The organism is Sulfurimonas sp. ST-25 (assembly GCF_048079205.1).
Classification (GTDB): domain Bacteria; phylum Campylobacterota; class Campylobacteria; order Campylobacterales; family Sulfurimonadaceae; genus Thiomicrolovo; species Thiomicrolovo sulfuroxydans.
The window spans coordinates 2,015,366-2,030,413 of sequence record NZ_CP182225.1; the positions used below are offsets into that span (position 1 = coordinate 2,015,366).

12 protein-coding genes are annotated in these 15,048 nt (G+C 58.5%); 6 read left to right on the top strand and 6 right to left on the bottom strand.

The annotated features are described in order from the left end of the window. Positions 1-127 precede the first annotated feature (127 nt). The 4 genes from ACM66T_RS10520 to ACM66T_RS10535 all read right to left on the bottom strand — a co-directional run bounded on the left by ACM66T_RS10520 (position 128) and on the right by ACM66T_RS10535 (position 5,367). The gene (locus ACM66T_RS10520; RefSeq protein ID WP_416768541.1) at positions 128-2,767 is read right to left on the bottom strand and encodes an ATP-binding protein; all 2,640 of its coding nucleotides are present in this window, start codon (positions 2,765-2,767) and stop codon (positions 128-130) included. A gap of 65 nt (positions 2,768-2,832) precedes the next feature. Further along, positions 2,833-3,657: a peptide deformylase gene (locus tag ACM66T_RS10525; protein WP_231018947.1), complete on the bottom strand. Its 825-nt coding sequence runs from the start codon at positions 3,655-3,657 to the stop codon at positions 2,833-2,835. Between the two features lie 57 nt (positions 3,658-3,714). After that, positions 3,715-3,879: a hypothetical protein gene (locus ACM66T_RS10530; RefSeq protein WP_231018948.1), complete on the bottom strand. Its 165-nt coding sequence runs from the start codon at positions 3,877-3,879 to the stop codon at positions 3,715-3,717. An 18-nt stretch (positions 3,880-3,897) separates the two neighbouring features. Next, entirely contained in the window at positions 3,898-5,367 is a 1,470-nt protein-coding gene (locus tag ACM66T_RS10535; protein WP_231018949.1) for an NAD(P)/FAD-dependent oxidoreductase, read from the bottom strand. Positions 5,368-5,648: 281 nt separating this feature from the next. On the opposite strand from ACM66T_RS10535, the gene ACM66T_RS10540 reads away from it, so the two are divergent. The 4 genes from ACM66T_RS10540 (at position 5,649) to ACM66T_RS10555 (ending at position 9,205) form a co-directional block, all read left to right on the top strand. Continuing rightward, positions 5,649-5,984, top strand: a complete 336-nt coding sequence (locus ACM66T_RS10540) for a cytochrome C (protein ID WP_416768542.1) — start codon at positions 5,649-5,651, stop codon at positions 5,982-5,984. Between the two features lie 77 nt (positions 5,985-6,061). After that, the gene (locus ACM66T_RS10545; protein WP_231018951.1) at positions 6,062-7,459 is read left to right on the top strand and encodes a DUF3373 family protein; all 1,398 of its coding nucleotides are present in this window, start codon (positions 6,062-6,064) and stop codon (positions 7,457-7,459) included. 66 nt (positions 7,460-7,525) lie between these two features. Continuing rightward, complete coding sequence (locus ACM66T_RS10550) at positions 7,526-8,962, top strand: NAD(P)/FAD-dependent oxidoreductase (RefSeq protein WP_231018953.1); 1,437 nt, start codon at positions 7,526-7,528, stop codon at positions 8,960-8,962. Positions 8,963-8,965: 3 nt separating this feature from the next. Next, the gene (locus ACM66T_RS10555) at positions 8,966-9,205 is read left to right on the top strand and encodes a hypothetical protein (RefSeq protein WP_231018955.1); all 240 of its coding nucleotides are present in this window, start codon (positions 8,966-8,968) and stop codon (positions 9,203-9,205) included. A gap of 5 nt (positions 9,206-9,210) precedes the next feature. On the opposite strand, the gene pepN is transcribed toward ACM66T_RS10555, so the two are convergent. Continuing rightward, positions 9,211-11,823 (bottom strand): aminopeptidase N, encoded by a 2,613-nt coding sequence (gene pepN, locus ACM66T_RS10560; RefSeq protein WP_231018956.1) that lies wholly within the window; start codon positions 11,821-11,823, stop codon positions 9,211-9,213. A 138-nt stretch (positions 11,824-11,961) separates the two neighbouring features. Between pepN and ACM66T_RS10565 the strand changes: the two genes are divergently transcribed. Both ACM66T_RS10565 and ACM66T_RS10570 read left to right on the top strand, forming a co-directional pair. Beyond that, positions 11,962-13,170 (top strand): EAL and HDOD domain-containing protein, encoded by a 1,209-nt coding sequence (locus tag ACM66T_RS10565; protein ID WP_231018957.1) that lies wholly within the window; start codon positions 11,962-11,964, stop codon positions 13,168-13,170. Beyond that, the gene (locus ACM66T_RS10570) at positions 13,171-13,662 is read left to right on the top strand and encodes a 2'-5' RNA ligase family protein (protein WP_231018958.1); all 492 of its coding nucleotides are present in this window, start codon (positions 13,171-13,173) and stop codon (positions 13,660-13,662) included. It abuts the gene before it with no gap. Here the strand turns inward: ACM66T_RS10570 and ACM66T_RS10575 are convergent. After that, a complete protein-coding gene (locus tag ACM66T_RS10575) occupies positions 13,650-14,960 on the bottom strand; it encodes an aminopeptidase P N-terminal domain-containing protein (protein WP_416768543.1) in 1,311 nt (436 codons plus the stop codon). The two genes, ACM66T_RS10570 and ACM66T_RS10575, sit on opposite strands and share 13 nt — an antisense overlap. Between the last annotated feature and the right edge of the window lie 88 nt (positions 14,961-15,048).

Genomic DNA, 15,048 nt, shown 5'->3' on the forward strand with positions numbered 1-15,048 from the left:
TCTCGATAATGCCCCTCAAAAAGTGCATTAAAAATAATTATAGTGAAAAAGGACTTTATTACAAAGTTATCATAGAAGTGTCACATAAAACAGAATTCACCAAATAATGAAAATGTTTCGAAACGAATCAGCTTCCCTCCCCGATGAAGGCATTGAAGCAGCCGCGCATCGAACCGAGCATCCCCGTATAATCCAATGCCGCGTTGCCCGCGCGCGCCTCCCATTCCATTTTTTCGGCCAGCTTGGTCATGCTGTCGAAACGGAAATTGCTGCTGGAACCCTTGATCGAATGGGCAAGCAGCGTCACCTGTTTGAGATCTTCCGCGTCAATGGCCGCCTCGAGCTCCTCAAAACTGCTCTGCATCTTTTCGCGGTAGACGCCGAGCAGCATCTGCAGCTGCGCTTCGGTGACCTGCAGGATCTCGCGCAGCTCCTTGTGCTCTGGGAGCACCGTCTCCGGGGCCGTCTCCTCGGCGGCGGCATCTTCCGCGCGGGGGATGAAACGTTCGAGCGAACTGATCAGCGTTGCCATCCGGATCGGCTTGCCGAGGAAGTCGTCGTAGATGCGCCGCTGTTCGATCCCCCCGAGCACGTTTGCCGTCAGGGCGATGATAGGCAAGTGCTGCCGCCCCTCGCGGTTTTCGATGTGCCGCATCGCCTGGACGGCATCCCGTCCGTTCATGACCGGCATCTGTTCATCCATCAGTACAAGGTCGTAATGTTCCGTCCGCATCCGTTTGAGCGCTTCCGCACCGTTGCCGACGATCTCGTAGCTGACACCGAGGTTGCCCAGCAGCGTGCCGATCAGCTCCTGGTTCGCTTCGTTGTCCTCCGCGACGAGCAGGTGGGCATTAAAACGCACCCCGGCAGTGTCCGCCCTCGGCTCCGGCTCCGCATCCCCCATCAGCGCCGTCTCGATCACCTCCTGGAGTTTGGAGCAGTACAGGGGCATCACAAGCGGCGTCACGCCGGAAACGTTCTCATAGGTGTCGTAGGGCGCATCCATCAGCGCCACCTTTGGCGACCCCTCCGCCAGAAGCTCCTTACGTTGCGCCTCTCCGACACAGTGCTCCGAGAAAAAGAGCAGATCGTAACTGCCGTCCAGCGCTTCGACCGATTTGATTTTCACGCCGAAGCTCTGCAGATAGCGCATCAGGGAGGCCGCCATCGTATCAAACTTCTGTTCGGGGCAGTAGAGAGCGAGCCGGTGCTTGCGGATACACTCAAGGTCCGTCAGAAGCGGCCGGGTCTCATCCCCCACGATGACGGGGAGGGTAAAGGTGAACGTGCTCCCGATCCCGGGGTGCGAATGCAGCGTGATCTCCCCGCCCATATGCCGCACAAGCTGGGCGCTGATGGAGAGGCCAAGACCCGTGCCTCCCACCCCGGGAAGATCCTCGTTCCTGGCCTGGGAAAAGGGGTCGAAAATGTAGTGCTGGTCTTTGGCCGCGATGCCAATGCCCGTGTCAATGACGCTGATGCTGATGCGCCCCTCGGTGTAGAAAGCCTCCACGGTGATTTCTCCCCCCGGCGGGGTGAACTTGATGGCGTTGCTGAGCAGGTTCGAGATCACCTGCTGGATCCGCAGCGGGTCGGCGATCAGCTCGTAAGGAATGCGCGGATCGATGAAGCTTGTCAGCGTCAGATGCTGCTGGTTGACGCTGGGCACGAAGAGCTCCAGGGTGTGGCTGATGGTGCTGTGCAGGTTGAAAGGGGCCGGCTCGACGGTGAATTCGCCGCTGCGTAGTTTGGAGAAGTCGAGGATGTCGTTGATGATGCTCAGCAGGTTCTCGCCGCTGCTGTAGATGATGTCGAGGTAGCGGCGGTCCTTGACCGTCTGCGCCTCGTCCTTGAGCAGGGCGACAAAGCCCAGGATGGCGTTGAGCGGCGTGCGGATCTCGTGGGACATGTTGGAGAGGAAGTACTCCTTCGCCTCCCCCGCCGCGATCGCCTCCTCTTTGGCCACGACGAGATCGGTCACCTCGTAGCTGATCGCCATATACTCGGTAACGGCGCTGTGGGTATCGGTGATGGGGACGACGGTCGTGTCGATATAGAAGGTACGCCCCTCCTTCGCCTGCCCCTTGATCGTCCCCTTGAACACCCCCTCGTCGCTGATGGCCGCCGAGAGGTGGTCGAAAAAGTTCCCCGGCATATCGGGGTGGTAGAGCAGCGTATGGGGGCTGCCGACCAGCTCCTCCTGGCTGTAGCCGCAGATACGGGTCAGTTTCGCATTGGCATAGGTGATCGTCCCCTGCGCATCGGTCTTGGCGACGATGGCGCTCTCATCGATGGCGCGCCGGTACTCTTCGAGCAGTTTGACGTTGCGCTCGATCTCCCGCTCTTTCTGGTAGATCGTCTCGGTATAGCGCTTGAGCACCCCGGAGAAGTTGAGGTCGAAAACATAGCTGATCTCGTCGTAGACCTCCTGGGAGTTCACTCCGAGCTCGTAGGAGATGTCCACCATCGCGCGGCGGAAATGGCTGCAGAGCATAAAGAGTTCGTCAGAGGTCACCTCGTTGTCTTTGAGGTATTCGAGCAGTTCCGCCATGACCGGGCAGTCGCCGATCTGCATCTCGCCCCGGATGACCATTTCGAAATAGTCGTAGACCCCCGAGGCGTACTGGCGGATAAAAAAATCGGTTTCGATCCCGTGGCGCTTCAGCACCGATTCGGCCGTCTCATAGGAGACCCAGCGCTGCAGAATCGTCGCCTTGGCCTCCTTGAAACGGTCAATGACCCGTCGAAGCTGCGGAACGGACGGCATGCGCTCCTCCTGCGATGTTTAAATGAAAAAAATTGATTTTAGCATATTGAGGGAAACGGTCAAGCCTAAGGGAGCACCCAGGCGAAAACGCCGACGGCGAGCAGGGCGAGCTGCCCCAACGCGATCCCCGCGGTACCGATGATATTTCCGGTCTGGCAGCTGGTGCACTGCTTGTACTTTTTCGCCTCGTACTCGGCGTAGAAAAAGTAGGCAATGATCAATACGAAGATCAGCCCGAGGGCGGCCATGTCCGCCACGGCAATGGTCTGCACCGTCGCCGCTTCGACGGTAAACGGCGCAATGAAGCTGAGCAGGACGCCGAGCATCACGAGCCGGTAGGCTTTCTTGATGTAGTCGCGCACAAAGACCGTCGGGCAGCTGCCGCTCTTTTCCCCTGGCATCCGGCTCTCTTTGACAAGTCCCTGATCCAGATAGGCGTCAATCTGCTGCCGGACCGCCTTGGGGACGCGGTCGACGAAGGTGCTGCCGAAGGCGTAATCGAGCTGGTGCTGGAAGGTCCGTGCCAGTTCCCCCTCCACGTCGCGCGAATGCATCGCTCCCGTCTCATCCTCGTAGATGACTGTGAGGGAGGTGTAGCGCTCCACTTCCGCCGTAAAGTCGTAATAGGTCGAACGCTCCACCGCGGCCGCTTTCCCCTTCTCTTTGAGAAAGCGGGCGTTGATGTAGGGGGTGTATGCGTCCTCCTCTTTGAGGACAATGACGTTGTACTGGATGCCGATCTGGATGGCGGAGAGGGCATCGAGGCCGTTGGCCTCCATCGTGTCGGTCATATCTGCGATAATGTCTTTGAGGGTCTCGTTGAAAAAACGGACATTACCGGAAATAAGACGTATGCGCGGGTCAGGGTATTTGAGCAGAGGTTGGATCATTGATGGATTCTTTAAAGTGGTTGAGTTACTGACGTGACGGCCCGAGGGCCGCAGGTGTTATCCGTGGCTTTTACGGACGACGATGATCATCTTGATGTTGATGATCACAAAGCGGATGAACTGCCAGATTTTGCACGTACGCATCATCCGGGCGAAACGGCCCGGGATCATTGAGGTGTTAAACTTGTCGTTCAGCGCGAAATTCACTTCTTCTTGTCTCATATCTATGTTCCTCCTTTCTTATTCCGGAATCAGCGTCCAGCCCGGCTTGAGCTTCGCTTTGTAGATAAAGAGGTAGTGCAGGATATGCTTGATCCAGTGTCCTGCCAGACCGATCTCACCGAAGGTGTAGTCCGTATCGCGGCCCGTACCCGGGTACTTGTCGAAGTCCGGTACGACCGGGTAAACGGTCATTGCCGCCGCCTGGCCGTTGAGCCACCCTTTACCGGCGGAGGCGACACAGGCTGCGCCCATCTCAGCCATGGAGGCTTCGTGCAGGTGCGCGTTCTCACCCCGCGTCATCAGGTCGACGACGGAGTGCGCAACGGCCTTGCCCATAATACCCGAAGGCATACCCGTCCGCGGCGGTGTCGGGTTGATCACCGTGCCGTTGGGCGATTTCATCGGTTTGGAGATGATATGCGGCGGTGCGAACGCGATACCGGCGGCGAACATGTTCTTGTACGTCGGGTTCTGGTAGGTACGCGGCCAGTCGCTCGCTTTCCACTCTTCATACGGTTTCGGCGTGTAATCCGCGTCAACCTTCATGAAGCCGTTCGGCGCGAAGACCGTATCGGTGATCTCTTCGCCCGCTTTGTTATAGGCTTTGAGACCGACACCCGCAAACGGCGGGATCAGCATCGCGAAGTCAAAATTCTCTTCGCCGGTGGAACCGTCAAGCAGTTCGTAACCAACTTTGCCTTTTTCAACGTTGTTGACGTGCGCACCGATCACATAATCGACGCCGCGTTCGGCAAAGAGGGATTCGGTAAAGATACGGGAGCTGACGACGTAACCGCCGACTTTCATATGCAGACCACCCATACCGAAGTCACCGAGGAACGATTCGTTGGAGATCCACTTGATCTCTACGTTATCGCGGATCCCCGCCTTGCGCGCTTCGTGTTCGATGTTAAAGATATACTCAAACGCCGCGCCCTGGCAGGTACACATACCATGCCCTGTCCCGACGAGGATCTTCTGCTTTTCGCCCGCTTTCGCTTTTTCAAAGATCTTGTTCAGCTCTTCGCTCGCATGCACGGCGTGATCAGCGGTACAAACGGAAACGGTGTTCTCACCGATCTCGCTGCCCTCACCCAGGCCCGGGGTCGCACCGAAGTTCAGTTTCGGCCCCGTGGCGTTTACCAGATAGTCAAAAGTGACATCTTCATTCTCGCCGGCTTTATCCTGGCCGGTATACTCAATCGTCACAAAAGGCTTGTCCGAATTCGCATCCCCCTCGGGATTGATTGAGACCGCTTTCGCTTGTTTATAGGTGATACCTGCTTTCGCATATACCGGTGCCAGATCGAAAGTGACATCATCTTTTGTCATCTCTCCTACGCCAACCCAGATGTTCGACGGAATCCAGTTCCATTTGGAATTCGGTGTCACAACGACGACTTCATGCTCTTTACCCAACCACTTTGCGGCGAATGTTGCCGCCGTATGGCCGGCAACACCGCCGCCGAGTACGACTAATCTTGCCATGCTTACTCCTTCTCATCTCATCGTAAAAACTAACGAAGATTTTAGTGCAAAAAAATACATTCATGACAATTCTACGACCCTGGAGTCACAAAATTATCACTTTGATAAGTTCTGCTTAACTTATTCTCCAACATGTTTCATAAATTTACATTTAATCTTTAAGGAAAATGACGAAGAAATGAATAAAATAATCATTAATTATAATTATTCTAATTTTATCTTATTTTAATTTTGACGATAGTACTATTCATTTTCATCAATTTCATCGTCAAAGGAAAAAAATGACAACTTTTGGAAAACTCACAACCTCCGCACTGCTGGGCCTCGGCCTCCTCACAACCTCCCTTTCAGCGGATGCGGGTAAAGGCCAGCGCCTCTACCAGAAGAAGCTCAAAGAGAGCTGCGGGATGACCGGGGCCGTCTTCGCGGCGAAACATACGCAGATGGAGTGGGAAGAGGCCAAAGAGAACGGCAACCTCGCCGAAATGATGACCGAAGCCTGCCCCGAAGGCAAAAACTTTTTTGAAAGCGACAAGTTCGAAAGCAAATTCAAAGAGCACCTCTACGACTTCGTCCACGACTTTGCAAGCGACAGCGGCAACATCCCTTCTTGCTGATCGCCTGACTCTTTTCCCCGGAGGGTAACGCCCTCCGGGTCCCTCGCGACAACCCGTTTAACACCAAAAGGAAAACCATGCGAAAAACCCTCCTCTCGACTGCGGCACTGACGCTGTTCTCCAGCGCGCTTCTTGCCGATGATGCATCGATGCAGGCAGAGATCGACGCCCTGATGCAAAAAGTGCAAAAACTCGAGAAACAGCAAAAGCGCACCAACAAGAAGCTGAGCCAGGTTAATGCGCAGAGCGCCAACGACAACATCAAGTTCGGCATCGACTTCAGGAACGCCGTTGACGTCATCGACTACCGCAACAACGACGCCGACACCTATGCCACCAACCCCTCCTTGCTCTCCAGCCGTCTCTACCTCACCATGGGCGCGGCGCCGATGAAGGGACTGACCTTCCAGGGCAAACTCGCCGTCTATGCGACCTGGGGCAGCCATCTTTACGTGACCGACCCGGCACTGAAAGACTGGGCGGCCAGTTCGAAAGCCTCCGATACGGTCATGCGCGTCAAGGAAGCCTATTTTGTCTACTCCGACGAGCTGGGCGGACAGCCGATCAGCGTCTCAATCGGCCGGCGCCCCTCCACCAACGGCTTCCTCGCCAACGTCCGGGAAAACGAAACCGACCCCGGTTCTCCGCTCGCGCACATCACCAATATGGAAGTCAACGGCGCCATGGTCCGTCTCGACTGGGGCCGCTTCATTGACGGCGCCTATACCAAATTCGTCTTCGGCCGCGCGCACAGCGGTGAGATGCAGGACGTCTACGGCGACGTATCGGGTGCGCGCACGCCCTATGCCTTGAGCGGCGGCGACGTCAATACGACGCTCGAAGACACCAGCGTCGACTTCCTCGTCATACCGGGGAATGCCTATGATGACGGGCAGTACCAGGTGATGTACCAGTGGGCGCACATCTTCAATACCAAAGGCAGGAAGCTCGACGGGAACATCCCCAAAGCGGCATCCGGGACAGCGGACCTCTTCTCCGTCGGTCTGAAAATCACCGGCATCGGCGAGGAGATCAGCGACTTCCTGGACGAGACGACCCTCTTCGTCTCCGGTGCCTACACGAACTACAACGCCAAGAACGGCTACACGCTTATCGGTTCCGCCGACGGAGGCAGTCGCAGCGGCAGCTCCGTCTGGGCCGGGGTCATCATTCCGGACATGCTTACCGAGCGCGGCAGACTCGGCTTTGAATACAACCGGGGTTCAAAGTACTGGACGCCGATGACCTGGGCGGAAGATACGGCAATAGGCTCGAAAATCGCCGTGCGCGGCAGTGCTTATGAGGCGTACTGGAACTTCGACCTCTTCGGCGTCAAGTACCTGCCGTCGCAGATCCGCTACACCTATGTGCAGCACGACTATACGCCCAATATCAACTGCGCCGGATGGGTGGCGCCCGTCGAAACGGACATTACGGCGACCGACCTGCGTTTTGCCGTCAGCTACCGATACTGACAATACCGTCTAAACGACACCCCTGCCGTTTTTACGGCAGGAGCATAAGGAGTGGAATAAATGAATATGAAAAAACGGTTTAACAACCCGGAGCCGAAAACGCCTTCGGTCAACCTGTCGCGCCGCGAGGCGCTCAAACTGATGGGGATCTCCCCCATCGCCGCCGGGGTCATTGCCTCCGCCGGAAGCAGCAGCCTCACTGAAGCCCGTGCCTCCGGCGCGAAGGGCAAAATCGTCATCGTCGGCGGGGGTGCGGGCGGCATCATGGCGATGGCGCGCCTGCACCGCGCCCTCTCCGACCCCGACATCACCCTGATCGCGCCGAACGAAAAACACCTCTACCAGCCGGGGCAGGTCTTCATGGCCGCGGGCGAATACACCTATGACGACATTGTCAAAGAGAACCGGGAGTTCATCCCCGACGACGTCAACTGGATCAAAGACGAAGTCAAGACCTTCGACCCGGACAACAACAGGGTCATTACCCGCGCGGGCGAGGAGGTCTTCTACGACTACCTCGTCGTCGCGACGGGCCTGCAGTACCATTATGAATGGATCGAGGGTCTGAGCGCGGAGATGATCGGCCAAAACGGCATCTCCAGCGTCTATCTGAACGACCCGGAAAAGGGAACGGCCGACGGCGGTTCGATCACCTGGGAGTGGTTCAACGCCCTCAAAGCCGCGGCGAAAACCGGGAACCCGAAGGTCATCTGTACCCAGCCGGGCACGCCGATCAAGTGCGGCGGCGCGCCGCAGAAGATCCTCTACCTCAGCGACGATTTCCTCAAACGCGACAAGCTCAGCGCGGCGTTCACCTTTGCGACAACGAGCGGCAGCCTCTTCGGCGTGCCGGAAGTAAACAAGACCCTGGTCGAAGAGGTGCAGCCGCGCTACGGCAACATCACGAACAAGTTCGGCCACAACCTCGTCGCCATCGATGCCGCCGGCAAAGTCGCGACCTTCGAACACAAGTACGAGGTCCAAGGCGAGTATGACGAGGACCTCGAAGAGTACGATATGATCACCAAGGTCGACCGCGTGGAGATGCCCTATGACTTCATCCACATCGTCCCGCCGATGAGCGCGCCGGATGCCGTCGCCTCCTCGCCGCTGGGGTGGCAGAAAGGCTCCGCCAAAGGGTGGCTCGAAGTCGACCGCTACACCCTGCAGCACCTGCGCTACCCCAATGTCTTCGGTATCGGGGACGTCTGCGGCATCCCGCTGGGCAAAACGGGCGGGAGTGCCCGCCACCACGGGCCGATCATGGTCGCCAACCTCCTGGCGCAGATGGAAGGCAAGGAACCCAAAGAGAAGTTTGACGGCTATACCGTCTGTCCCCTCAAAACCCAGTATGGTAAAATCATCCTGGCCGAGTTCGACTACGACGGTGCCGCGCCCTCCTTCCCGCTCGCCGTCGGCGAGCAGCGCTGGGCGTGGTGGGCCTTTGACCTGTACATGCTCAAACCGATGTACTGGTACCTGATGATGCGGGGGCTGATGTAGCAGATGCGTAAACTGATGATAAGAGAGGGCGCGATCTTCGCGCTGCTGCTTGTCACATTGTCACTGCTGCTGCACCCGGACCTGCTCAGCGATCCGGGCGTGCGTCTTTCGCAGATGACCGGGAGGGGGAACTACCTCCATCCCCTGGTCTATACCCTGCTTGTCTATTTTGTCGTGCTCCTGCTGCGGGGGGTGATCCGCCTCTTCGCGCGCCTCTTCCACCGCAACGGCAGCGCAGACTAAACGCTTTATCCCGCCAGAATCTTTCCAACGATCTCGTAAACGTTTTTCGAAATGCCCCGGTGCGCCTGCACTCTCTCCAGCGCATCGCGCATCTGGGCACGGCTGTGCGCGTTCAGACGGTTATAGGTCTTGAAGGCACCCGCCAGCCCCGCCGCGATCATCGGGTTGATCGCGTCAAGGGCGATGATCTGCTCCGCGACGAAGGCGTAGCCGCTGCCGTCATAGGCGTGGAAGTGGTAGGGGTTGCGGGCGAAGCTTCCGATCAGGGAGCGCACGAGGTTCGGGACTTTGATGTTGAAGACCTCATCCTCCATCGCCGCGCGCACGTTTGAAAGCGTATCGGGCTGAGGAGAGGAGGCGATAACGCTGAAGTACTTCGTCATCACCAGCATGTCAGCGCTGTAGCGCTCGTAGAAGTCGCGCATCGGCGCCTCCGCCGCCTCCGGAGCCCCGTGGTGCAGCAGCTGCAGCGCAGCCAGGCGATCCGTCATCGTATGGCTCTCTTCGTACTGTGCCATTGCGCTGTCGATGCTCTCGGCGTCCTGCTGCGCCATCAGATACCCGAGAAGCCGGTTTTTCAGCGCGCGCGCCCCGATGCTCTCCGCTTCAAGCCCCATATGTGCCGGACGGTGCAGGAGGGCGTAGAGCCGGCGCATCGTCGCTTCGCAGGCAACGGCGATCTCGCGCTTCAGAGCGTCGGAGGCTTCGAGGATGGCGTGCACGTCGACGGTCTCCTGGCTCTGCATCAGCATCGTCACCGTCGGCAGGGAGAGCAGCTGCGCCTTGAACTGCAGATCGAGGGATTCATCCTCGAGAATATGCCGGAAGCTCTCGAGGAACTGCGGGCTGACCGCCTCCCCGCGCATCATCGCCTCCAGGGTCGATCGCGCGAAGGACTGGGCCGCTTCGTAGCGAACGAACCCGTCGCTATCATAGCGCATCAGGTTCATCACGTCCTCCTGGGGATACTCCATGACCACCGGGGCGCCAAAGTGGCGGTTGAGCGACAGCGCGGGCTCCAAGGCCAGCCCGCCGAAGGTGAAGCTCTCCTCGTCGTGGGTAATGAGCAGTATCCCCCGCGCCAGCAGCGGCTGTGCCCCGGTATCGCCCTCGAGCTGCAGCGGGAGCTCCTCGCCCGCATGCCCAAGCAGCGCGAGACGCAGCGGCATACAGTAAGGCTGCTGCTTCCGGCCGTCCACCGCGTCGGGGACGATCTGCTCGAGCTTCAGTGTCAGCCGGCCCGACGCCGCATCGTAGGAGTGCTCCGCGCAGAGCGAGGGGGTCCGCTCCTGGGAGTACCACCGCGCGAACTGCGCGAGGTCGATAGGGCTGTGCTGCTGCATCGCCCAGAGGAAATCTTCCGTGCGCACGGCCTGGCCGTCGAAGGTCTCGAAGTAGAGATCCATGGCCGCGCGCCACTTCACCTCCCCGAGGATCGTGTGAAGCATGCGGATCACTTCCGAACCTTTTTCGTACACCGTCGCCGTGTAGAAGTTGTTGATCTCGATGTACTGTTCCGGTTTGATGGGGTGTGCGGTCGGACCGGCATCTTCCGGGAACTGCCGCTCGCGCAGCATGTCGACGTCACGGATGCGCTGCACCACTTCCGACTGCATGTCGGCGCTGAAACTCTGGTCCCGGAAGACGGTGAGCCCCTCTTTGAGGGTCAGCTGGAACCAGTCGCGGCAGGTGATGCGGTTCCCCGTCCAGTTGTGGAAATACTCGTGGGCGATGACGCTCTCGATGCCCAGGAAGTCGGCATCCGTCGCCGTCTCCTCGTCGGCAAGGACGTAGTGGGAGTTGAAGATGTTGAGTCCCTTGTTCTCCATCGCCCCCATGTTGAAGCTGTCCACGGCGACGATATTGTAGACGGAGAGGTCGTAGCTGCGGCCGTAGGTCTCCTCGTCCCAGCGCATCGACGCCTTAAGCGAACGCATCGCATGGTCGGCGCGCGGCTCGTTACCCTTGTCGACATAGATGTGCAAAGCGACCTCGTTGCCCTCCGCCGTCGTAAAGCTGTCGCTGATGCGGCCCAGGTCGCCCGCCACCAGGGCAAAGAGGTACGAGGGCTTCGGAAAGGGGTCTTTCCAGAGGGCGTAGTGGCGCCCGTCGGGGAAACTCCCCTCCTCTTCCAGGTTCCCGTTGCTGAGCAGCACCGGGTAGGCGGACTGCTCCGCGATCACCTTGACGGTGAAGACGCTCATATTGTCGGGGCGGTCGATAAAGTAGGTGATGCGGCGGAAGCCGTGGGGTTCGCACTGGGTGCAGTAGATGCCCCCCGAACGGTAAAGCCCCTCCAGGGCCGTATTCTTGTCCGGATAGATCTTCGTGACCACCTGCACCGTCGCCTCGGCACCCGGGTCGAAGATCGTCAGCGTCTCTTCGTTCCGTTCGTAGGCGTCCGTGGGGATCTTGACGTCGTCGACCTTGACGCAGAGCAGCTCCAGGTCATCGCCGTCCAGGAGCAGCGGCGCAGGAGTGTCTCCGCGGCGCTTGATCGCCATGCGGTTAATCACCAGGGTATGCTCTTCGAAAATCTCGAACGTCAATTCCGTACTCAGGATCTGGTATACCGGGGCTTCATACTCTTTCAAATAAATCGTTTTGGGTTGGGACATGCTTTTTCCGTTTCTCGTAAATAGGCTGTGCAATCTTAACGTAGGCAGACCTGAACCCTATTTAAGAACATTACGTTCCATTTTGGGGTAAGATTGAGGATACCAACAGAAACAAATAGCGAAGGGGAGTTCTTGAGAATGAATACGACACACACTTTTGCGCGGCAGCCTATTTTGGATACCGATAAGAACATCTACGGCTATGAGTTTTATTACCGCAACAATGTCGGCGAAAGCGGCTTCGAGAACGCCCGGGCCGCAACCGCCTCCCTGCTCGTGGCGCTGCTCAACCAGATCGGGTTGCAAAAAGCCTCCGAGAACCGCCCGCTCTTTATCAACATCGATTCGTCGGTCCTGCTGACGGACCTCCTGCTGGCGGTCCCGCCGAAGCTGTTTGTTTTCGCCCTCCCCGCCGACGCGCAGCTGGGAACCCGGGAGGCGGAGGTCCTCAGAAAACTGCATCACAGCGGCTACCGCTTCGCCCTTGAGAACATTGACACGCAGCAGGGGCTCACCGGCGTTTACGACGTTCTGCTTCCCTTTATCGACTTCATCAAGATCGACGCCAGCGCCACCGACAACGATCTGCTGCCGAAGATCGTCGATCGCTTCAAAGGGAAACAGCTGGTTGCCGAACGCGTCGAAATCGACGACGTCTTCGATGCCTACAGAGAAAAGGGCTTCCGTTATTTCCAGGGATTCTCCTGCGGCGCCCCCGTCTTGATGGAGTACAACCGTGTCGACCCCAAACACATGGGTGTTGTCAAAATCTACAACATGCTGCTTGACGGCACCCCCATGGCCCAGATCGCCAAAGAGATGCGCAACCACAACGAGCTCTCCATGCAGCTACTGCAGTACCTGCACTCCTACTCCCTCAATAATCCCTTTCCCAACCGCTCCATCGAGGAGATCATTGTCAAAATGGGCACCGAACAGCTCAAACACTGGCTCTCGCTGATCATCTTCGCCAAAAGCGGCCAGACGATCCAGGAGGGCAAAAGCCCCCTTTCGAAACTGATGGAGCAGCGCATCGACGTCATGCACTGTACCATCAGCTGCATGCAGAGCGAGGATGAACAGCTCTTTGACAGCGCACGCCTCATGGCCCTGATCTCCCTGATGGAGCCGGTCCTCGGCCTCCCGCTCAAAGCGGCGCTCTCCGGACTGCCGGTCGACAACCATATCGAAGACGCCCTGCTGCTGCATTCGGGCCGTCTCGGGAAGATCTTCGGCCTGGCCCTGGCCCTGGAAAAAGATGACGCCGCCTCGGTACGCCTGCTGATGGACGAGCTGGGGCTGGAGCCGGAGATTCTCCCGACACTGAAAAACATGATCAAGATGTAAATGCGCCTCTTTCTCGCCCAGGCGGCGACGCTCTACGACTACCCCGGTATCCAAGCGGTTTTCACCCCCTGCATGCGGGGCCGGTGGCGCCCGGAATCCTCCCTGCACGCGACGCTGCTCTTCCTGGGGGACCGCTTCCCCCCCGAACAGGTCATCGAGATTGTCCGCCGCTGCGATCTCCCCATGGCCGATGCCTATGTCAAAGGAATTGAGCGCTTCTCGCACAACCGCATCCTTTATGCCGCGAGCGAGCACCCGACGCTGGTGGAGGGGCACCGGATGCTCAGCAGCGCTTTTGAAATGCAGCCCCACCGGCACTACGTCCCCCACGTCACCCTGATGCGCTACAAAAAGATCGAGACGGCGTGTTTTGAAAAAGAGAAGACGACTGCCGAGGCGGTCATTGCGGGGAAAATAGAAGGGGGGTTAAAACTGATGCGCAGCACGTTGACGCCCGCCGGCGCCGTCTACGACACTCTTTACGCGTTCTGAGCGCAGCGCGCCTCGATCGCCTCGACCGATTTGGCCACCGCGGCGCTGAGGTTTTCGCAGCCGCTCTCCGTCACGAGGATATCGTCCTCGATCCGGATCCCGATGCCGCGGTACTGCTCCGGCAGTGCCGTGTCCGATGCCGGCAGGTAGATCCCGGGTTCAATGGTGAGCACCATTCCCGGTGCCAGGGCGATCTCGTTGCCCGCTTCGTCATGGTACGGTGCCTGGTCATGGACGTCTATCCCCATCCAGTGCCCGATGCCGTGGGGGAAATATTTTTTGTGCGCTTTCGCCTCGATCAGCGCATCCACCTCCCCCTCCAGGATCCCCAGCGCGACCATCTTCTCGCAGAGCATCCATTCGGCGTTTTTCTGCAGTTCGCTCTTGAGAAGCCCCGGCCCGATCTGGGCGATAACGGCGACCTGCACCTCCAGGACCGCCTCGTAAACCTCTTTCTGGGCCTCGCTGAAACGGCCGTCGACGGGGAAGGTGCGGGTGATGTCCGTGGCGTAGTGGCGGTATTCGCACCCCGCGTCGATGAGAACGAGTTCCCCTGCATTGAGTGGCGCATCGTTTTTGATGTAGTGCAGGGTATTGGCGTGGTCCCCGCCGGCGATGATGGTCGTGTAGGCGTCGCTGTAGGCGCCGTTCTTTGTGAACATGTACTCATACTCCGCCTGGAGCGCATACTCCATCATCCCGGGGGTACAGACCGCCATGGCGTGGTGATGCGCCGCCGCCGTGATCTCCAGTCCCGCGCGGATCGTGGCGATCTCATCTTCGCTCTTGAGCAGCCGCATCTGCCGCACCATCTGCGTAACGTCGATCATCTGCGTCACGGGTCGCTTCGTCTCCCGCTTGTGGCGCAGTTTGTCCGCCGCATTCCGGGCGCTTTCAAAGCGCTCGTCCGCCCCGAAAATATCGCCGTAGAGCCGCGGCAGGTTCTCCAGCAGTTCGGGCAACTTCTCCTCGAACGCCTCGACGGAATAGACCTCGTCGAAGTCAAAACGCTCCTTCGCCGCGTCGACACCCGTGCGCTTGCCCGTCCAGAGCTCCATCTCCTCGACTTTCGGCTGGACAAACAGTACGCTCTTATTGGCATCGCCGCCCCTTATAAGTACGAGGGCGGCATTATCCTCTTCAAAACCCGTCAGGTAGAAAAAATCGCTGTTCTGGCGATAGGGGTATTCCGTGTCGTTGGAGCGGGTCTTCAGCGTCGCGGTACCGAGCACGGCAGCGCCCTCTTCCATCTGTGCTAACAGCCCGTCGCGCCTCTGTTTGTAGGTCAATTCGTTCATGCCGTAATTGTAGCCCGTTTCGCTATAATTGCACAACTTTTTCAGGGTAAAAAGCGGGCAGCAGCCCGCTTCTGCCCGGACAATCCAC

What these genes read in the sequence shown, in the direction of transcription:
- ACM66T_RS10520 (WP_416768541.1), bottom strand. Translation starts at nt 2,767, where the DNA reads ATGCCGTCCGTTCCGCAGCTTCGACGGGTCATTGACCGTTTCAAGGAG.
- ACM66T_RS10525 (WP_231018947.1), bottom strand. Translation starts at nt 3,657, where the DNA reads ATGATCCAACCTCTGCTCAAATACCCTGACCCGCGCATACGTCTTATT.
- ACM66T_RS10530 (WP_231018948.1), bottom strand. Translation starts at nt 3,879, where the DNA reads ATGAGACAAGAAGAAGTGAATTTCGCGCTGAACGACAAGTTTAACACC.
- ACM66T_RS10535 (WP_231018949.1), bottom strand. Translation starts at nt 5,367, where the DNA reads ATGGCAAGATTAGTCGTACTCGGCGGCGGTGTTGCCGGCCATACGGCG.
- ACM66T_RS10540 (WP_416768542.1), top strand. Translation starts at nt 5,649, where the DNA reads ATGACAACTTTTGGAAAACTCACAACCTCCGCACTGCTGGGCCTCGGC.
- ACM66T_RS10545 (WP_231018951.1), top strand. Translation starts at nt 6,062, where the DNA reads ATGCGAAAAACCCTCCTCTCGACTGCGGCACTGACGCTGTTCTCCAGC.
- ACM66T_RS10550 (WP_231018953.1), top strand. Translation starts at nt 7,526, where the DNA reads ATGAAAAAACGGTTTAACAACCCGGAGCCGAAAACGCCTTCGGTCAAC.
- ACM66T_RS10555 (WP_231018955.1), top strand. Translation starts at nt 8,966, where the DNA reads ATGCGTAAACTGATGATAAGAGAGGGCGCGATCTTCGCGCTGCTGCTT.
- pepN (WP_231018956.1), bottom strand. Translation starts at nt 11,823, where the DNA reads ATGTCCCAACCCAAAACGATTTATTTGAAAGAGTATGAAGCCCCGGTA.
- ACM66T_RS10565 (WP_231018957.1), top strand. Translation starts at nt 11,962, where the DNA reads ATGAATACGACACACACTTTTGCGCGGCAGCCTATTTTGGATACCGAT.
- ACM66T_RS10570 (WP_231018958.1), top strand. Translation starts at nt 13,171, where the DNA reads ATGCGCCTCTTTCTCGCCCAGGCGGCGACGCTCTACGACTACCCCGGT.
- ACM66T_RS10575 (WP_416768543.1), bottom strand. Translation starts at nt 14,960, where the DNA reads ATGAACGAATTGACCTACAAACAGAGGCGCGACGGGCTGTTAGCACAG.